The following is a 17,474-nucleotide window of genomic DNA, read 5'->3' on the forward strand; positions in this document are numbered from 1 at the left end:
CCTGGCCTCTCAGTACTTCAGCAGGTTCGCGTCGTCGACCGACGAGGACCTGCGGGTCCGGAAGATGGTCATGATGATCGCCAGACCCACCACGACCTCCGCCGCGGCCACCACCATCACGAAGAAGGCGATGATCTGGCCGTCCAGGTTGCCGTGCATGCGGGAGAACGAGACGAACGCCAGGTTCGTCGCGTTCAGCATCAGCTCGACGCACATGAACACCACGATGGCGTTGCGGCGCACGAGGACGCCGAGCGCTCCGATGGTGAACAGGATCGCCGAGAGCGCCAGGTAGTGCCCCGGACTCATTCTCCTGCCTCGCCTTCACTCGCGCCGCCGCCGGCGGCCGGCGTCCCCGACTTGACCGAGCGCCCCTCGGCGCCCGAGTCGCGGACGTCCTCGGTGACCGCCTTGACCGCGGCCACGTCCCGTTCGAGGGCCTCCTCCTCGGAGCCGCCGTACAGGTCGGCGTGCCGCTCCGCGGTATCGGTACGGGCCGCGATGACCGGGTTGACCGACAGCTCCGAGGGCGTCCCGTCGGGCAGCAGCGCCGGCATGTCGACGGCGTTGTGCCGGGCGTAGGTGCCGGGGCCCGGCAGCGGGCCCGGATGGGAGCCGGACAGGAACCGCTGCCGCGACAGGTCCTTCTGCGTCGGCTTCGGCTCGGTGCGCTCCCGGTGCGCCAGCACCATCGCGCCCAGCGCCGCGGTGATCAGCAGGGCGCTGGTCGCCTCGAACGCGAACACGTACTTGGAGAACAGCAGCCGGGCCAGCCCGACGACGTTGCCCTCGGAGTTGGCCTGGGTCAGCCCGGCCGAGCCACCGAGCGCGGCGTTGCCGAGCCCGACGGCCAGCAGGACGATGAAGCCGATCGCGGCGATCACCGCCCAGAACCGCTGGCCCCGGATCGTCTCCACCAGCGAGTCGGTGGAACTGACCCCGACGAGCATCAGCACGAACAGGAACAGCATCAGTACCGCGCCGGTGTAGACGATCACCTGCACGAACGCCAGGAAGGGCGCGTTCTGGATCGCGTACAGCGCGGCCAGGCAGAGCATCACGGTCGCCAGCAGCAGCGCCGAGTGCACCGCCTTCCGCATGAAGATCATGCCGAGCGCGGCGAGCACCGAGACGATCGCCAGCAGCCAGAAGAAGAACGGCTCTCCGGACTGCTTGTCGGCGACCTCGGCGGCAAGCACCTGCGCGCCCGCGACGGAACCGGTCACTTGCCCTCACCGCCCTTGCGCGCCTTCTCGCGCTCGACGTCCTTCTCGCGCTCGACGGCCTGGTCGGCGCTCGCGCGCCCGCCGCCCTCGGAAGGGATCTTCGGTGCCGAAGGCGTTCCTGAGGACGGCGACTGCTCGCTCTCCTGGAGACCGAGGCGGTAGTAGTCCTCCTCGGTGTCGCCGAGCCGCATCTCGTGCGGGGGCGCCTCCATGCCCTCGCGCAGCGGCGCCAGCAGCATCTCCTTGGTGTAGATGAGGCTCTCGCGGCTGTCGTCGGCGAGCTCGTACTCGTTGGTCATCGTGAGCGCCCGGGTCGGGCACGCCTCGATGCACAGCCCGCACAGGATGCACCGCAGATAGTTGATCTGGTAGATGCGGCCGTAGCGCTCGCCGGGCGAGTACCGCTCCTCCGCCGTGTTGTCGGCGCCCTCGACGAAGATCGCGTCCGCGGGGCACGCCCACGCGCACAGCTCGCAGCCGACGCACTTCTCCAGGCCGTCCGGCCACCGGTTCAGCTGGTGCCGCCCGTGGAAGCGAGGAGCCGTCGGCTTCTTCACCTCGGGGTACTGAACGGTCTCGCTCTTCATGAACATCTGGTGGAACGAGACCCCGAACCCCTTGACCGGGTTCAGGAAATCAGTGAGTCCCACTGGTGACCTCCTCGGAGGGGGTTTCGATCGTGGCCGGCCGGACCGGCTCGCGGGCGCGGCCGTGGTAGTGGGGCGCGTCCATCGGCGGCACCGGGAACCCGCCCGCCGACGGGTCGGTGCGCGGCCCCGGCGTCGCCCCCGGGACGATCTCCTTGTCGTCCTCGCGGCCGCGGGCCATCTCCCAGATCACCGTGGCGACCAGCACGATCGCGGCGACCACGGCGGCGGCGATGAACAGCTGCCGCATCTCGTAGCCGTCGTTGCGCAGGGCGCGGATCGTCGCGACCAGCAGGATCCAGCCGAGCGAGAAGGGCATCAGCACCTTCCAGCCGAGCTTCATCAGCTGGTCGTAGCGCACGCGCGGCAGCGAGCCGCGCAGCCAGATGAAGAAGAAGATGAACAGGAAGATCTTGATCAGGAACCACAGCACCGGCCACCAGCCGGAGTTGGCGCCCGCCCACACCGTGGAGATCGGAGCGGGGGCGCGCCAGCCGCCGAGGAACAGGGTGGTGGCCAGGGCCGACAGCGTCGCGAGGTTGATGTACTCCGCGAGGAAGAACATCGCGAACTTCAGCGAGGAGTACTCGGTGTGGAAGCCGCCGACCAGCTCGCCCTCGCCCTCGGGGAGGTCGAACGGGATGCGGTTCGACTCGCCCATCATCGTGATGACGTACACGACGAACGACGGCGCGAGCAGCACCACGAACCACTTGTCGTGCTGCGCCGCGACGATCTCCGAGGTGGACATCGAGCCCGCGAACATGAACACGGCCACGAACGACAGGCCCATCGCGATCTCGTAAGAGATCATCTGCGCGGACGAGCGCAGCCCGCCGAGCAGCGAGTACGGCGACATCGAGGACCAGCCGGCCAGCACGATGCCGTAGATCGCCATCGAGGACATCGCGAGGACGAGCAGCACCGCGACCGGAAGGTCGGTGCCCTGCAGCGCCGTCTGGTGCCCGAAGATCGAGACCGTCGGCCCGAACGGGATGACGATGAAGGAGATGAACGCGGGCACCGCCGCCATCACCGGCGCCAGGATGAACACGATCTTGTCGACCTGGCGGGGGACGATGTCCTCCTTCAGCGCCAGCTTGACGCCGTCGGCGAGGCCCTGCAGCAGGCCGAAGGACCCGGCGCGGTTGGGGCCGACGCGCAGCTGCATCCGGCCGATGACGCGCCGCTCGATCCACATCGTCATCAGCACGGTGACGACGAGGAACACGAAGATGGCGAGGACCTTGCCGCCGATCAGCCACCACGGGTCCGACCCGAAGTCCTGCAGCTGCGGGTCGGGCGCCGGCGCCGCGGCCAGGGAGCTCATTCGATGCCTCCAGCGTTCTCGGTCGCGGCCGCGGGCACCGCGGCCGCGATCTTCACGACGCCTCCCGCGGCCGCGCCGAGGTCCCGGTGCAGGGCGCAGCCGGCCGAGTTCGTCGGCAGCCACACCACCCGGTCGGGCAGGTCGGGGGTGATCTCCAGCGGGAGCGTGACCTCGCCGCGCGGGGCCGAGACCGTCACCGCGACGGTCGCGCCGATCTCCGCGGCCGTCGCGGGCGACAGCCGGGCGGCGGCGGGCTTGGCGGTGCCCGCGAGGAACGGCTCGCCGTCCTGCAGGCGGCCCCGGTCGAGGAGCAGCCGCCAGGTGGCGAGAAGGGCCTCGCCCTGCTCGGGGTGCGGCGCCAGGCCCTGCGCGACGCTCGGCGCGTCCGGGCGCTCGCCGCGGTAGGCGCCGAGTCCGGCCATCTCGCGGCGGGCGGCCTCCGGGCCCGGCAGGCCCAGGTGGACGTCCATCTCGTCGGCCAGCGCGTCCAGCACCCGCAGGTCGGACATCCGCCCGGCGGACTTGAGCACGATGTCGAACGGGCGGCCGCGGCCCTCCCAGTCGACGAACGTCCCGGACTTCTCCGCGACCGCCGCGACCGGCAGGACGACGTCGGCGCGGTCGGTGACCGCGCTCGGCCGCTGCTCCAGGCTCACCACGAACGGGGTGGCCTCCAGCGCCCGCAGCATCGCCTCGGGGTCGGGCAGGTCGTAGGGGTCGACGCCGCCGACGAGCAGCGCGCCGCGCCGCCCCGCGGCCGCCGCCGCGATGATGCCGGCCGTGTCCTCACCCGGACCGGCGGGCAGGTCGGCGACGCCCCACGTGCGGGCGACCTCGGCGCGCGCGCCCGGGTCGGCGACCGGGCGGCCGATCGGCAGCAGCCCGGGCAGCGCCCCGGCCTCGATCGCGCCGCGCTCCCCGGCCCGGCGCGGCACCCAGGCCAGCCGGGCGCCGGTCGCCTGCGCCACGCGGGTCGCCGACGTCAGCGCGCCCGGGCTGGTGGCGAGCCGCTCGCCGACGAGGATGACGGCGCCGGGCGTCTCCAGCAGCGTGCGGACGTCTGGCCTGGCGTCATCCCCGATGCCGGCGTCGTCCCCGATGAGGGAGCCGAGGACCTCGGCCTCCGAGCCGGGCGGCGTCGGCAGCAGCGTGCCGCCGACCTTCGCCAGCCCGCGCGTCGTGAACGGGGCCGCCGCGAACACCTTCAGGCGGTTCTTGCGGAACGCCTTGCGGAGCCGCAGGAAGACGATCGGCGACTCCTCCTCGGGCTCGAACCCGGCGAGCAGGACGACCGGCGCCTTCTCCAGGTCGGCGTAGGTCACCTCGATGGGGTGGCCCGCGACGGACGAGGCGAGGAACCGCGACTCCTCCTCCGACAGCGGCCGGGCCCGGAAGTCGACGTCGTTGGTGCCGAGCGCGATGCGGGCGAACTTGGCGTAGGCGTAGGCGTCCTCAAGGGTGACGCGGCCGCCGGTCAGGACGCCGGCCGAGCCGTGCGCCGCCGCGAGGCCGCGCGCCGCGATGGTGAGCGCCTCGGGCCAGGACGCCGGCTCCAGCTCGCCGTCCTCGCCCCGGACGAGCGGCTGGGCGAGCCGCTCGGGCTGCGTCCCGTAGGTGAACGCCCAGCGGCCCTTGTCGCAGTTCCACTCCTCGTTGACCTGCGGGTCGTCCCCGGCCAGCCGCCGCGTGATCTTCCCGCGCCGGTGGTCGGTGCGCAGCGCGCAGCCGGACGCGCAGTGCTCGCAGACGCTCGGCTGCGAGACCAGGTCGAACGGGCGGGACCGGAACCGGTACGCGGCGCCGGTCAGCGCGCCCACCGGGCAGATCTGCACGGTGTTGCCGGAGAAGTAGGACTGGAACGGCTTGCCGTCCGCCGCGCCGACCTGCTCCTTGGCGCCGCGCTCGAACAGGTCGATGAACGCGTCGCCGGCGATCTGGTCGGAGAACCGTGTGCAGCGGGCGCACTGGATGCAGCGCTCCCGGTCGAGCAGCACCTGGCTGGACAGCGGGATCGGCTTGGGGAAGGTCCGCTTGGCCTCCACGAACCGGGACTCGCCGCGGCCGTTGGACATCGCCTGGTTCTGCAGGGGGCACTCGCCGCCCTTGTCGCAGATCGGGCAGTCCAGCGGGTGGTTGATCAGCAGCAGCTCCATCACGCCGTGCTGCGCCTTGTCGGCCACCGGCGAGGTGAGCTGGGTCTTGACCACCATGCCCGGCATCACCGCGGTGGTGCAGGACGCCTGCGGCTTCGGCATGCCGCGGCCGTTGCCGGCGTCGGGGATCTCCACCAGGCACTGCCGGCAGGCCCCGACCGGGTCCAGCAGCGGGTGGTCGCAGAACCGGGGGATCTGGATGCCGAGCAGCTCGGCGGCCCGGATGATCAGCGTGCCCTTGGGCACCTCGATCTCGAAGCCGTCGATGGTGCAGGCGACCATCTCCACCGGCGGAACATCCCCGCGTGCGCGGGGCGCACTCTGGGCCGCCGAGCTGCCACTCACAGTAGTACTCATCGGGCACCTCCATCAGCCCAGAGGGTGGACTTGGCCGGGTCGAACGGGCAGGCCCCGAGCTCGAAGTGCCGGAGGTACTCGTCGCGGAACAGCTTGATGGACGAGACGACCGGGCTCGTGGCGCCGTCGCCGAGGGCGCAGAACGATCGGCCCAGGATGTTGTCGGACAGGTCCAGCAGGGTCTCCAGGTCCTCCTCGGACCCCTGGCCCGCCTCCAGCCGCTTCAGCATCTGCTTGTACCAGTAGGTGCCCTCGCGGCACGGCGTGCACTTGCCGCACGACTCGTGCGCGTAGAACTCCGACCAGCGCAGCACGGCGCGGACGACGCAGGTCGTCTCGTCGAAGATCTGCAGGGCCCGGGTGCCGAGCATGGACCCGGCGGCGCCGACGGACTCGAAGTCCAGCGGCACGTCCAGGTGCTCGTCGGTGAAGATCGGGGTGGACGACCCGCCGGGCGTCCAGAACTTCAGCCGGTGGCCCTCGCGGACGCCGCCCGCCATGTCGAGCAGCTCGCGCAGGGTGATGCCGAGCGGCGCCTCGTACTGCCCGGGCCGCGTGACGTGCCCGGACAGCGAGAAGATCCCGAAGCCCTGGGACTTCTCGGTGCCCATCGAGGCGAACCATTCCGGCCCGTTGGCGATGATCGAGGGAACCGAGGAGATCGACTCGACGTTGTTGATGACGGTGGGCCCGCCGTAGAGGCCCGCGACCGCAGGGAAGGGGGGCTTGAGCCTGGGCTGACCGCGGAACCCTTCGAGGGAGTCCAGCAGCGCCGTCTCCTCGCCGCAGATGTAGGCCCCGGCGCCGCTGTGCACGACCACGTCCAGGTCGTAGCCGGACCCGAGGATGTCCTTGCCGAGGTAGCCGGCCTCGTACGCCTCCGCCACCGCCTGGTGCAGGCGGCGGATCACGTGCAGCACCTCGCCGCGCACGTAGATGAACGCGAGGTTCGACTTGATCGCGTACGAGCTGATGATCACGCCCTCGACGAGCACGTGCGGGTTGGCCATCATCAGCGGGATGTCCTTGCACGTGCCCGGCTCGGACTCGTCGGCGTTGACGACGAGGTAGCGCGGGTTCGGGCTGGTCGGGGGCAGGAAGCCCCACTTCATCCCGGTGGGGAAGCCGGCGCCGCCGCGGCCGCGCAGGCCGGAGTCCTTGACCGCCTGGACGATCTCGTCCGGCTCCATCCGGAACGCCGCGCGCAGCGCCTCGTAGCCGCCGTCGCGCTCGTAGCCCGCGCGGGTGAACGAGTCGGCCTGGTCCCAGTTCTTCGTGAGGATGGGGGTCAGCGTGGTCACTTGTTCCGCCCCTCCTGCGATCCCGGCTTGGCCGTGCCGCCCATGGGCTTGCCCGGCTCCTGCGGCGGCTCGGCGATCTCCTCGGCCTTCACCGGCTCCTCGGGACGCTCGCGGTCGACGTCCGTGCGGGGCGCCTCCCAGCCGCGCTCCTGCGCCAGCTTCAGCCCGCGCAGCGACTCCGGTCCGGCCTGGACGCCCTCGCCGGCGCGCCCGTCCGGGAACCCGGCGAGCACGCGGGACGCCTCCTTCCAGGTGGCCAGGCTCTCCGGCCCGCGCGAAGGAAGCACTTGCTTACCCGAGCGCAGGTCGTCGACGAGCCGCTTGGCCTTCTCGGGAGTCATGTTGTCGAAGAACTCCCAGTTGACCATCATCACCGGCGCGAAGTCGCAGGCCGCGTTGCACTCGATCCGCTCCAGGCTGACCTTGCCGTCCGGGGTGGCCTCGTCGTGCCCGATCCCGGCGTGCTCGCTCAGCTCGTTCCAGATCTGGTCGCCGCCCATGACCGCGCACAGCGTGTTGATGCAGACGCCGACGTGGTACTCGCCGACCGGCGCGTGCTTGTACTGCGTGTAGAAGGTCGCGACGCCCGTCACCTGGGCCGCGGTGATGCCGAGCTGCTCCGCGCAGAACTCGATCCCGTCCTCGGTGACATGGCCCTCCACCGACTGCACCAGGTGCAGCATGGGCAGCAGCGCCGAGCGCGGCCGGGGGTACCGGCCGATGATCTCCTTGGCGTCGCGCTCCAGCCGTTCGCGGACCTCAGGTCCGTATGTCATCGGTCCACTCCCCCCATGACCGGGTCGATGCTGGCCACCGCCGCGATGACGTCGGCGATCATGCCGCCCTCCGCCATCGCCGGGGCCGCCTGCAGGTTGACGAAGGACGGCTCGCGGAAGTGGACGCGGTACGGCCGGGTGCCGCCGTCGCTGACCACGTGGGCGCCGAGCTCGCCGCGCGGCGACTCGATGGGCGCGTACGCCTGCCCCGCGGGCACCCGGAAGCCCTCCGTCACCAGCTTGAAGTGATGGATCAGAGCCTCCATCGAGGTGCCCATGATGTGCGCGATGTGCCGGGGCGAGTTGCCCATGCCGTCCGCGCCGATCGCCAGCTGCGCCGGCCAGCCGATCTTCTTGTCCTCGATCATCACCGGGCCCTTGACCGACTGGAGCCGGTCCAGGCACTGCTCGACGATCTTCAGCGACTCCTCCATCTCGTCCATCCGGACGAGGTAGCGGCCGTAGACGTCGCAGGTGTCCTGCGTCGCGACCTCGAAGTCGTAGGTCTCGTAGCCGCAGTAGGGCTGCGACTTGCGCAGGTCCCACGGGAGGCCGGTCGAGCGCAGCACCGGGCCGGTGACGCCGAGCGCCATGCAGCCGGTCAGGTCCAGGTACGCGATGTTCTGGGTGCGCGCCAGGTAGACCGGGTTGGCGTCCATCAGCTTGCGCAGCGCCTGGATCCGCTTCGGCATCCGGTCCAGGTAGTCGCGGATCTTGCTGGTCGCGCCGCTCGGCAGGTCCTGCGCGACCCCGCCCGGACGGACGTAGGCCATGTTCATCCGCAGGCCGGTGATCTCCTCGAACAGGTCGAGGGTGTACTCGCGCTCGACGAAGCCGTTCAGCATCACCGTCGTCGCGCCGAGCTCCAGGCCGAACGTGGCGATCGCGACCAGGTGCGAGGAGATCCGGTTCAGCTCCATCATCATCACGCGGATGATCTGGGCCCGCTCCGGGACCTGCTCGGTGACGCCGAGCAGCTTCTCCACGCTCAGGCAGTACGCCGTCTCGTTGAAGATCGGCGCGAGGTAGTCCATCCGGGTGCAGAACGTGGTGCCCTGCGTCCAGGTGCGGAACTCCATGTTCTTCTCGATGCCGGTGTGCAGGTAGCCGATGCCCACCCGGGCCTCGTTCACCGTCTCGCCGTCGAGCGTCAGGATCAGCCGGAGCACCCCGTGCGTGGACGGGTGCTGCGGGCCCATGTTGACGACGAGCCGCTCGTCGCCGAGGTCCTCCGCGCCGGCGACGACCTGGTCCCAGTCCTGCCCGTTGACGTCGAAGACCTTGCCCTCGGCCGCCTCCTCGGCGGCGTAGGCGTCGTACTCGGTGTACTTCGTGGAACTCATACGTACGACCTCCGCTCGTCGGGCGGGGGGATCTCCGCTCCGCGGTACTCGACGGGAATACCGCCGAGGGGGTAGTCCTTGCGCTGCGGATGGCCGACCCAGTCGTCGGGCATCTCGATGCGCGTGAGCGCCGGGTGGCCGTCGTAGACGATCCCGAAGAAGTCGTAGGTCTCCCGCTCGTGCCAGTCGCTCGTCGGGTAGACCGGCACCAGCGACGGGACGTGCGGGTCGGCGTCCGGGCAGGTCACTTCCAGCCGGACGCGCCGGTTGTGCGTGATCGACAGCAGGTGCACGACCGAGTGCAGCTCGGCGCCCTCGTCCTTCGGGTAGTGCACGCCCGACACGCCCGAGCACATCTCGAAGCGCAGGGACGGCTCGTCCCGCATGGTCCGCGCGACCTCCAGGAGGTGCTCGCGCTTCACGAAGAACGTGATCTCGCCGCGGTCGACCACGACCCGCTCGACGGCGTCCCCGAAGTGCGGGTAGGCGCGTTCCATCTCGTCGGCGACCTCGTCGAACTCGCCGGCCTCCGCGGCGCCGCCGGGCCCGCCGTAGGGGCGCTGCGCGGACACCTTCGGGCTCTGCCGGATGACGAGCCCGCCGTAGCCGGAGGTGTCGCCGGTGGTCCGCGCGCCGAACATGCCCTTGCGGACGACCGGCTGCTCGCGGCGCTCCTCCTCGGTCTGCGCGGGGAGCTTGTCGGCGCCCTGCTCGGCCCGCTGCTCAGGGTTCTCGGAACTCATGTCACGCTCCCTGTCCCAGCAGCGGAAGCCTGCGGCGCTTGGCCTCTTCCAGCTCGTCGATCTGCTTCGCGCGCTGCGGCCCGAGCTTGGTGTTCTGGACCTTGTCGTGCAGCTTGAGGATCGCGTCCAGCAGCATCTCCGGCCGCGGCGGGCAGCCGGGCAGGTAGATGTCCACCGGGACGATGTGGTCCACGCCCTGCACGATCGCGTAGTTGTTGAACATGCCGCCGGACGAGGCGCACACGCCCATCGCGATGACCCACTTCGGCTCGGTCATCTGGTCGTAGATCTGCCGCAGCACCGGCGCCATCTTCTGGCTCACCCGGCCCGCGACGATCATCAGGTCGGCCTGGCGCGGCGTCGCAGAGGCGCGCTCCATCCCCCACCGGGAGAAGTCGTGCCGGGGGTCGCCGGTCGCCATCATCTCGATCGCGCAGCACGCCAGGCCGAACGTCGCCGGCCACATCGAGCTGCTGCGCGCCCACCCCGCGACCTGCTCGACCGTGGTCAGCAGGAAGCCGCTGGGGAGTTTCTCCTCTAGACCCATGTCAGTCCCACTCCAGACCGCCGCGCCGCCAGATGTAGGCGTACGCCACGAGGACGGTGACGATGAAAAGAACCATCTCGACAAGGCCGAAGAGCCCCATCCGGTCGAACGCGACCGCCCAGGGGTAAAGGAAGATGATCTCAATATCGAAGACGATGAACAGCATCGCCGTCAGGTAGTACTTGATCGGGAAGCGCCCGCCGCCGACCGGTTGCGGGGTCGGCTCGATGCCGCACTCGTAGGCGTCCAGCCGGGCGCGGTTCCAGCGCTTGGGCCCCGTGAGCGCGGCCATCGCCACCGAGCCGCCGGCGAAGGCGAACGCGAGGACCCCCAGCACGATGATCGGAATATAGAGATCCATATCTCTACAGCCTCTCCTCGGGACGTACGACGTTGTACGGGACGGGCCGCCTGCGACCCGCCACCCTAGCCAAGGTGATCAATAGCGCTCCCCTCAGGGGGTCGGGTACTGCACTTTAGTCCGCTCACCTGCGGAAGCTTGAATTCCACGCGCGCGTTCATGCCGCCGGCGCCACCTTCTGCATCGCGTTGATGACACGGTCCATCGCGTCCCCGCCCTTGGGGTCGGTGAGGTTCGCGAGGAGCTTCAGCGTGAAGCGCATCAGCGTCGGGTGCGGCAGGCCGTGCGCGGTCAGGAACTTCATGATCCGCGGGTCGCCGATCGCCTGGACGAACACGCGGGCGAGGGTGAAGTAGCCGCCGTGCTCGTCCTTGAGGATGCGCGGGTACTCGTACAGGGTCCGCTCGCGCTGCGCGGGGGTCCGGCGGGCGAGCGCCTGCACCATGATGTCGGCGGCCAGCCGGCCGGACTCCAGGGCGTAGTCGATGCCCTCGCCGTTGAACGGGTTGATCATGCCGCCGGCGTCGCCGACGAGCAGCATCCCGCGGGTGTAGTGCGGCTGCCGGTTGAAGCCCATCGGCAGCGCCGCGCCGCGGATCTTGGAGGTCGCGTGCTCCTCGTCGAACTGCCAGTCCTCCGGCATCTGCGCACACCAGCGCTTGAGCATGCCGCGGTAGTCGACGTTCTGGAACGCCTTGCTGGTGTTGAGCAGGCCGAGGCCGACGTTGGACGTCCCGTCGCCGACGCCGAACACCCAGCCGTAGCCGGGAAGGAGGCGCTGGCCGTCCCACAGCTCCAGCCACGCCTCCATGAAATCGTCGTCGTGGCGCGGGGTCTGGAAGTAGCGGCGGACCGCGACTCCCATCGGGCGGTCCTCGCGGCGCCGCAGCCCCATGGCGAGCGACAGCCGGGTCGAGTTGCCGTCGGCGGCGACGACCAGGGGCGCGTGGAACTCGATCTCCTCGCCCTCGTACTCGGCGGTGACGCCGGTGATGCGGTCGGTGCGCTCGTCGACGATCGGGCCGGTCACGTTGCAGCCCTGCAGGAGCTGCGCGCCGGCCTTGGCGGCGTGCTCGGCGAGCAGCTGGTCGAGGTCGGTGCGCTTGCGGACGAGGCCGAAGTCGGGGAAGGACGCGAGCTCCGGCCAGGGCAGCTCGACCTTGACGCCGCCGCCGTAGATGCGCAGGCCCTTGTTGCGCCCCCAGCCGGGATCGTTGAGGTCGACGCCCATGCCGATGAGGGCGCGGACGGCCCGCGGCGTGAGGCCGTCGCCGCAGATCTTGTCGCGCGGGAAGGTGGCCTTCTCCAGCAGGAAGACGTCCAGGCCGGCCTGCGCGAGCCAATAGGCGGTCGACGATCCGGCGGGGCCCGCCCCGACGACGATGGCATCCGCGTGTCGGGTGGAGTCGGTCACGATGGTCCTCTTCGCTCGTTCGCTTGTGAAGTACTTCACAAGGATCCGGTGGGGAGTCTATTCCTTTATCACGACTGGTGGGTACTTCTGGGCCGATCCAAGTTTGGACCGGTCCGAACCACCGGCCGCCGTCTGTCAAGCAGGCTTGACGGACGGGTTGACGGCATGGTGCAGGGCGACCACCCCGAACGTGAGGTCGCGCCAGCGCACCTCGCCCCATCCCGCGTCCTGGATGAGCCGCGCCAGCCCCGCCTGGTCGGGCCAGGCGAGCGTCGACTCGGCGAGGTAGCGGTAGGAGTCGGGGTTGGAGCTGACCCGCGCCAGCAGCGGCAGCCCGCAGCGCAGGTGCGCCTTGTGGCCGAGCGCCAGCAGCGCGTTCGGGGGGTGGCTCACCTCGCAGATCACCAGCCGTCCGCCGGGTCTGGCGACCCGGCGCAGCTCGCGCAGCGCGAGCCCGGTGTCGGCGACGTTGCGGAGCCCGAAGGAGATGGTGACGGCGTCGAAGGAGCCGTCCGCGAAGGGCAGCCGCAGCGCGTCCCCCGCGACGAAGCGCAGGCCCGTGACGTCCGCCTGGCGGCGCACCCCGACGCGCAGCATGCCGAGCGAGAAGTCGCACGCGATCGTGTCGGCGCCCGCCTCGGCGAACGGCACCGACGACGTCCCCGTGCCCGCCGCGAGATCGAGGACCCGCTCACCCGGCCGCGCCTCCAGCGCCCGGACGACCTCCCGCCGCCACCGCCGGTCCTGGCCGCCGGTCATCAGCGAGTTCATCAGGTCGTACCGCTCGGCGGTGCCGTCGAACATCGCCGCGACGTCGGCGGGCTGCTTGTCGAGTGAAGCGCGGGTCATGGCTCCAGCCTAGGCCGCGCGAGGCCCTGCGCGCGGGGGCGGGGGTCAGTCCGCGCAGGGGCTCCCCGTCATTCCGCGCGGGGCGCGTCCTCCTTGGCGACCGACCTCGCGAACTTCTCGCGCTGCGAGCGCGCACCCCGCACGACGACGGCGGACATGCGGTCGCGCTGCGCGGACAGCAGGACGTAGCTGACGACGCCGCTGATCAGCAGCGCCAGCAGCAGGAGCAGGAAACCGCGGGCCCCGAAGAGGGCGAGCACCCCCGCGGTGACCGCGAAGATCACGGCCCGGGCCAGGGTGTAGAGGATGACGGAACGCATGGCCCTTCGAGGTTATCCCCGGTCCTGGCCGCCTTCTCCCCGGGGTCGGCTCAACACGTCCAGGAAGAGGGCCGGGTCGACGTTGCCGCCGGACAGGATCGAGACGTACGTGCGTCCCTCGGGAAGCTCCGCGCGGTGGTAGAGGTAGGCGGCGGTGGCGACGGCGCCCGCCGGCTCGGCGATGAGGCGGGTCTCGCGGGCGAGGCGGCGCATCGCCTGCCGGATCTCGTCCTCGGTGACCGTGACCACGCCGTCCACGTGGGCCCGCATGTGCGCGTACGGCAGGTCGCCGACCCGCTGGACGCGCAGCGCGTCGGCGATGGTGCGGCCGGTCTCCTCCGCCGCCCACTCGACGGGGCGCCCCGCCGCCATCGAGTCGCGGGCGTCCGCGGCGAGCTCCGGCTCGACGCCGACGACCTTGGCCTGCGGGCGCAGCGCCTTGACCGCGGCGGACACACCGGCGATCAGGCCGCCGCCGCCGACCGGCACGAGCACGACGTCCACGTCCGGGCGGTCCTGGACGATCTCCAGCCCGGCGGTGCCCTGGCCTGCGATGATCCGGGCGTCGTCGTAGGGCGGGACCAGGGCGAAGCCGTGCGCGGCGGCGAGCTTGGCCGCGGTCTCGGCGCGGGCCTGGGATGTCGGTTCCACGTAGACGACCTCGGCGCCGAGCGCGATGCACGCGTCGACCTTCACGCCCGGGGCGGTGTGCGGCATGACCAGGACGGCCCTGGTCCCGAGCGCGCGGGCCGCGTAGGCGACGGCCTGCGCGTGGTTGCCGCTGGAGTGCGTGACGACGCCGCGCCCGCGCTCCGCCGGGTCGAGGGAGGAGACGGCGGAGTAGGCGCCGCGCAGCTTGAAGGCGCCGATCGGCTGCAGCGACTCGGCCTTCACCAGCAGCGCGGGCGCGCCGGCGGCGGACGGGGCGGGGTCGCGGGAGAACGGGACGAGCGGCGTCCGGACGGCGACGCCCGCGATGCGCTCGGCGGCCCGTTCGATCTCCGGCGGCGATACGAGGTCGGACATGCCCGGAGACTACTTCTCCCGGGTGGTCGCGGGGCCTCGGCGGCGTGACATGGCAGGTCAGCGGGGGTCAGGGTGATCACTGTGACCCATGCCGGAATCACGGTCCGTCATCGCCGCTGTTGGGCGGACTACGGTCGGTGATCTTTTCCGAAAACAAGGGAGAAATCGGTCTTGACCCGCCACACTGTTAAACAGTCCACCCGCGCCGAGAGCGGGACAAAGGGGGAGAGAAGACGTGGAAAGCACGAGCGAGCGCCTGCTGACTCCAGGAGAGGTCGCCGCCCTCTTCCGGGTCGACCCGAAGACGGTCACCCGGTGGGCCGCCGCGGGCCGGATCAGCAGCATCCGCACTCCGGGGGGCCACCGGCGCTTCCGCGAGTCCGAGGTGCACGCGCTGCTGCGCGGCGAGGAGCCCGTCCCCGAGCATTCGGCCCACTGACCTGGGCCCATCGCCCGGACCCCGGTCCTGGGCCGCCCGGACCGCCCGCCGAAGCAGTCCTTGGCCGAAGGCAGTCCTCGCCGGGCGGCCGGGGCGCTCCCCGCCCCGCCCCCGCTCACTCTTCAAGACCAGCCCCTCAGGGCTCGGACCCACGCCCACCGATTCGCGCCCACTCCCCGGTGCTCGTTTCCCCCGTGTTCACTCTTCGGCGCCGCCCGCCTTCCATTCCTCGAAGCGGCGGAGCAGGTCCGCGTCCTCGTCCCGCCAGCGGCGCCGCCGTTCCGCCAGTTCCTCCTCGGTGAGCGACTCGCTCAGCAACCGGTCGTAGTCGGGATCGTCCGGGCCGATCTCGACGTAGGCGTCGGCGATGATCCGTCCCTCGCTCGCCTCGGGCCCGGGCTCGCCGCCGTCGGCGAGAACGCTGTGGGGGACCCGGAGCGTGCCGTCGGGAAGCCGGATCACGTACATCGTCGATCACCTTCGCCGTCTGTCGTCGCGCGGCCTGTCATCTCGGTGTCCTAGATCCCGTACCTGCGGTTGAAGAAGAGCATGACCTCAAGGGCCGTGCGGATGTTGCCGGCGAGCATATCCACCAGGGCGGGGCGCTGCCGGGAGGAGATCGCGGCGAACGCGTCGGCGAAGAACTCGCGGCGGCCGAGCGCGTCGGGCTGCTTGTGGAACTCGCTCGCCAGATACGGCAGGCACTCCTCGTACAGCTGCCGGAAGGCGGGGCTGTCGGAGGTCCACTCGCCGTCGTCGCCGTCGATGTCGTCGAGCGCGTGCCCGACCTCGTGCAGCATCACGTCCGGCGTCGGGGACGGCCGGTCCCCCACGACGATCTTGCGGTCGCCGTAGGCGCCGGCGCAGATGTCCCAGGTGGCGCGGCCCGACGGCAGCGGCCGGTCGCGCAGGTGGCCCATGTCGTCGAGCTGGGGGACGCCGCCGGGGCCGACGTAGATGCCGTCGAGGCCGCCGGCCAGCTTCTCCTTCAGCGGCTCCGGGAGCGACGCCAGGCTCTCCACGGCCCCGATCACCTCGGGCGGCGGCGGCCCCTCCAGGACGTCCCACTGCCGGTGCAGGACCCCCTCCAGCACGCCGCAGTCGCGGCGGCCGTCCGCGGCGTGCGGCATGCCCGGCGGGTGGGGCTCCACGCGCGGCCGGTCGTCCTCCAGTTCGAAGTCGCTCCAGGAGTAGTCGCCCGAACGCGGCCGGCCGTGCCCGCGCCGCCCGAGCCGGCCGGTCATCCCGCGCAGGCCGCCCGCCGTGTCGACGGGGCCCGCCTCCGGGCGTTCGGGCCCGAGCGCGTAGTCGTCGTCGCGGCCCGCCTTGCGGAACCGGCCGAACCGGTCGCGCGGCTGGTTGCTGCGCGGCCGCACCTGCCCCGAGTCGGGCGGGGACGGCGCGTAGGGGACCTCTTCGCCGGCCGCGTCCGTGCGGAACCGTCCGCCGCGGAACGTCTCCCGGGGCTTGCGGTGCACGCCTTTGAAGCGCATCGGGCTCCTCTGTCAGCCGGACCCGCGGGGGTATCGAGCGGCGACCGCCGCTGGACCGGGTCCCTGAGGAAGGGTAAGCCGGAACCCGACTCTCCGTCATCCCGTGGAGTCACGCGGCCGCGGCGCGGCGCCGCGCGTCAGGCGTAGGAGTGCAGGCCGGAGAACATGTAGTTCACGCCGAAGAAGTTGAACAGCAGCGCGGCGAACGCGAGGAGCGACAGGATCGCGGCCTTGCGGCCCTTCCAGCCGGCGGTGGCGCGGGCGTGCAGGTAGGCCGCGTAGATGATCCAGGTGACGAAGGACCAGATCTCCTTGGGGTCCCAGCCCCAGTAGCGGCCCCACGCCTGGTCGGCCCAGATGGCGCCCATGATGATCGCGGCCGTCCAGATCGGGAACGCGAACATCGTGACCCGCATCGACAGGCGGTCCAGGGCCTCCACCGACGGGACGCGCGACAGCGCGCCGCCCGCCGCGACCCCGCCGCGCGACTCGGCCCGCTCCTTCAGCAGGTACAGGATCGTCGCGGCGCCCGCGACGGTGAACGCGCCGGTCGCGACGATCGCGGCGGTCACGTGGATGGCGATCCAGTAGGAGTTCAGCGCCGGGCTGACCGGGCCCACCGAGTCGTACAGCCAGATGTTGGCGACGCCGAGGGCGACGACCGCGGCGGCCATGACGAACGCGCCGAGGAACCGCGCCTTGTAGCGGAACATCACGACCAGGAACGCGGTGACCGCGGCGAACGAGATGGCGGTGAGGAACTCGTACATGTTCCCCCACGGCCACCGGTTCGCGGCGAGCCCGCGGGTCACGAGGACGCCGAGCTGCGCGCCCCAGCCGAGCACGTTCAGCAGGACGGCGAGCCGGATCCAGTCGACCCGGGAGCGCTCGGCCCCCCCACCCGCGGCCCCGGCGGAGGCGTCGTCACCGGCCGTGTCCGAGGTGCCGGCCCCGGCCGTGTCCGAGGTGCCGGCCCCGGCGGCGCCCACCAGCACCTTCGCCCCGCTCTCCGCCGGGACCGCCTCCACCGCGCGGCGGCGGCCGAAGCCCATGTCGGCGGCGTAGGCGACCAGCGCGATGATGTACATCACCACGGTGGTCAGCATGAGCTTGTCGCTCAGGTTCGCGAGGTCGGCGTTGCTCACCTCG

Annotated in this window: 19 protein-coding genes; 1 reads left to right on the top strand and 18 read right to left on the bottom strand. The window is 71.3% G+C overall.

What is annotated here, in order from left to right; genetic code table 11:
* Nucleotides 1–9: 9 nt before the first annotated feature.
* The 15 genes from nuoK to CHC11_RS31595 form a co-directional block, all read right to left on the bottom strand.
* Nucleotides 10–309 (bottom strand): NADH-quinone oxidoreductase subunit NuoK, encoded by a 300-nt coding sequence (gene nuoK, locus CHC11_RS31525; protein WP_021593191.1) that lies wholly within the window; start codon nt 307–309, stop codon nt 10–12.
* On the bottom strand, nt 306–1,226 hold the full coding sequence (locus tag CHC11_RS31530; RefSeq protein WP_089315497.1) for an NADH-quinone oxidoreductase subunit J: 921 nt from the start codon (nt 1,224–1,226) through the stop codon (nt 306–308). Before CHC11_RS31530 ends, nuoK begins: the two co-directional genes overlap by 4 nt.
* On the bottom strand, nt 1,223–1,876 hold the full coding sequence (gene nuoI / locus CHC11_RS31535; protein WP_089315498.1) for an NADH-quinone oxidoreductase subunit NuoI: 654 nt from the start codon (nt 1,874–1,876) through the stop codon (nt 1,223–1,225). The genes CHC11_RS31530 and nuoI overlap by 4 nt, the downstream gene beginning before the upstream one ends.
* Nucleotides 1,863–3,203, bottom strand: coding sequence for an NADH-quinone oxidoreductase subunit NuoH (gene nuoH, locus CHC11_RS31540; protein ID WP_089315499.1), 1,341 nt, complete (start codon nt 3,201–3,203; stop codon nt 1,863–1,865). The genes nuoI and nuoH overlap by 14 nt, the downstream gene beginning before the upstream one ends.
* Nucleotides 3,200–5,713 carry an NADH-quinone oxidoreductase subunit G gene (locus tag CHC11_RS31545; RefSeq protein ID WP_089315500.1) on the bottom strand — a complete coding sequence of 838 codons (2,514 nt, stop codon included), beginning with the start codon at nt 5,711–5,713 and terminating at the stop codon, nt 3,200–3,202. Before CHC11_RS31545 ends, nuoH begins: the two co-directional genes overlap by 4 nt.
* A complete protein-coding gene (gene nuoF / locus CHC11_RS31550) occupies nt 5,710–7,014 on the bottom strand; it encodes an NADH-quinone oxidoreductase subunit NuoF (RefSeq protein ID WP_089315501.1) in 1,305 nt (434 codons plus the stop codon). Before nuoF ends, CHC11_RS31545 begins: the two co-directional genes overlap by 4 nt.
* Nucleotides 7,011–7,790: an NADH-quinone oxidoreductase subunit NuoE gene (gene nuoE / locus CHC11_RS31555; RefSeq protein WP_089315502.1), complete on the bottom strand. Its 780-nt coding sequence runs from the start codon at nt 7,788–7,790 to the stop codon at nt 7,011–7,013. The genes nuoF and nuoE overlap by 4 nt, the downstream gene beginning before the upstream one ends.
* On the bottom strand, nt 7,787–9,133 hold the full coding sequence (locus CHC11_RS31560; RefSeq protein ID WP_089315503.1) for an NADH-quinone oxidoreductase subunit D: 1,347 nt from the start codon (nt 9,131–9,133) through the stop codon (nt 7,787–7,789). Before CHC11_RS31560 ends, nuoE begins: the two co-directional genes overlap by 4 nt.
* A complete protein-coding gene (locus tag CHC11_RS31565; RefSeq protein WP_089315504.1) occupies nt 9,130–9,876 on the bottom strand; it encodes an NADH-quinone oxidoreductase subunit C in 747 nt (248 codons plus the stop codon). Before CHC11_RS31565 ends, CHC11_RS31560 begins: the two co-directional genes overlap by 4 nt.
* Nucleotide 9,877: 1 nt before the next feature.
* Nucleotides 9,878–10,423: a NuoB/complex I 20 kDa subunit family protein gene (locus CHC11_RS31570; protein ID WP_089315505.1), complete on the bottom strand. Its 546-nt coding sequence runs from the start codon at nt 10,421–10,423 to the stop codon at nt 9,878–9,880.
* A gap of 1 nt (nt 10,424) precedes the next feature.
* Nucleotides 10,425–10,784: an NADH-quinone oxidoreductase subunit A gene (locus tag CHC11_RS31575; RefSeq protein ID WP_089315506.1), complete on the bottom strand. Its 360-nt coding sequence runs from the start codon at nt 10,782–10,784 to the stop codon at nt 10,425–10,427.
* A gap of 157 nt (nt 10,785–10,941) precedes the next feature.
* The gene (locus tag CHC11_RS31580; protein WP_089315507.1) at nt 10,942–12,198 is read right to left on the bottom strand and encodes a geranylgeranyl reductase family protein; all 1,257 of its coding nucleotides are present in this window, start codon (nt 12,196–12,198) and stop codon (nt 10,942–10,944) included.
* Nucleotides 12,199–12,333: 135 nt separating this feature from the next.
* On the bottom strand, nt 12,334–13,047 hold the full coding sequence (locus CHC11_RS31585) for a demethylmenaquinone methyltransferase (RefSeq protein ID WP_089315508.1): 714 nt from the start codon (nt 13,045–13,047) through the stop codon (nt 12,334–12,336).
* Between the two features lie 68 nt (nt 13,048–13,115).
* A complete protein-coding gene (locus CHC11_RS31590) occupies nt 13,116–13,367 on the bottom strand; it encodes a DUF4229 domain-containing protein (protein WP_089315509.1) in 252 nt (83 codons plus the stop codon).
* A gap of 12 nt (nt 13,368–13,379) precedes the next feature.
* Nucleotides 13,380–14,393, bottom strand: coding sequence for a threonine ammonia-lyase (locus tag CHC11_RS31595; RefSeq protein ID WP_089315510.1), 1,014 nt, complete (start codon nt 14,391–14,393; stop codon nt 13,380–13,382).
* 235 nt (nt 14,394–14,628) lie between these two features.
* On the opposite strand from CHC11_RS31595, the gene CHC11_RS31600 reads away from it, so the two are divergent.
* Nucleotides 14,629–14,832 (top strand): BldC family transcriptional regulator, encoded by a 204-nt coding sequence (locus CHC11_RS31600; protein WP_089315511.1) that lies wholly within the window; start codon nt 14,629–14,631, stop codon nt 14,830–14,832.
* A gap of 198 nt (nt 14,833–15,030) precedes the next feature.
* On the opposite strand, the gene CHC11_RS31605 is transcribed toward CHC11_RS31600, so the two are convergent.
* From CHC11_RS31605 to ccsB, 3 genes are all read right to left on the bottom strand, one after another.
* Entirely contained in the window at nt 15,031–15,300 is a 270-nt protein-coding gene (locus CHC11_RS31605) for a hypothetical protein (protein WP_089315512.1), read from the bottom strand.
* Nucleotides 15,301–15,350: 50 nt separating this feature from the next.
* Nucleotides 15,351–16,325, bottom strand: coding sequence for a hypothetical protein (locus CHC11_RS31610; protein WP_089315513.1), 975 nt, complete (start codon nt 16,323–16,325; stop codon nt 15,351–15,353).
* 137 nt (nt 16,326–16,462) lie between these two features.
* A complete protein-coding gene (gene ccsB, locus CHC11_RS31615; RefSeq protein ID WP_089315514.1) occupies nt 16,463–17,470 on the bottom strand; it encodes a c-type cytochrome biogenesis protein CcsB in 1,008 nt (335 codons plus the stop codon).
* Nucleotides 17,471–17,474: the final 4 nt, after the last annotated feature.

The sequence above is a fragment of the Actinomadura mexicana genome (assembly GCF_900188105.1).
Classification (GTDB): domain Bacteria; phylum Actinomycetota; class Actinomycetes; order Streptosporangiales; family Streptosporangiaceae; genus Spirillospora; species Spirillospora mexicana.

Coding starts and splice junctions, on each gene's coding strand:
- CHC11_RS31605 (WP_089315512.1), bottom strand. CDS start 15,300: ATGTACGTGATCCGGCTTCCCGACGGCACGCTCCGGGTCCCCCACAGC.
- CHC11_RS31595 (WP_089315510.1), bottom strand. CDS start 14,393: ATGTCCGACCTCGTATCGCCGCCGGAGATCGAACGGGCCGCCGAGCGC.
- CHC11_RS31570 (WP_089315505.1), bottom strand. CDS start 10,423: ATGGGTCTAGAGGAGAAACTCCCCAGCGGCTTCCTGCTGACCACGGTC.
- CHC11_RS31590 (WP_089315509.1), bottom strand. CDS start 13,367: ATGCGTTCCGTCATCCTCTACACCCTGGCCCGGGCCGTGATCTTCGCG.
- nuoK (WP_021593191.1), bottom strand. CDS start 309: ATGAGTCCGGGGCACTACCTGGCGCTCTCGGCGATCCTGTTCACCATC.
- nuoH (WP_089315499.1), bottom strand. CDS start 3,203: ATGAGCTCCCTGGCCGCGGCGCCGGCGCCCGACCCGCAGCTGCAGGAC.
- CHC11_RS31585 (WP_089315508.1), bottom strand. CDS start 13,047: ATGACCCGCGCTTCACTCGACAAGCAGCCCGCCGACGTCGCGGCGATG.
- CHC11_RS31545 (WP_089315500.1), bottom strand. CDS start 5,713: ATGAGTACTACTGTGAGTGGCAGCTCGGCGGCCCAGAGTGCGCCCCGC.
- CHC11_RS31565 (WP_089315504.1), bottom strand. CDS start 9,876: ATGAGTTCCGAGAACCCTGAGCAGCGGGCCGAGCAGGGCGCCGACAAG.
- CHC11_RS31575 (WP_089315506.1), bottom strand. CDS start 10,784: ATGGATCTCTATATTCCGATCATCGTGCTGGGGGTCCTCGCGTTCGCC.
- nuoE (WP_089315502.1), bottom strand. CDS start 7,790: ATGACATACGGACCTGAGGTCCGCGAACGGCTGGAGCGCGACGCCAAG.
- CHC11_RS31610 (WP_089315513.1), bottom strand. CDS start 16,325: ATGCGCTTCAAAGGCGTGCACCGCAAGCCCCGGGAGACGTTCCGCGGC.
- CHC11_RS31560 (WP_089315503.1), bottom strand. CDS start 9,133: ATGAGTTCCACGAAGTACACCGAGTACGACGCCTACGCCGCCGAGGAG.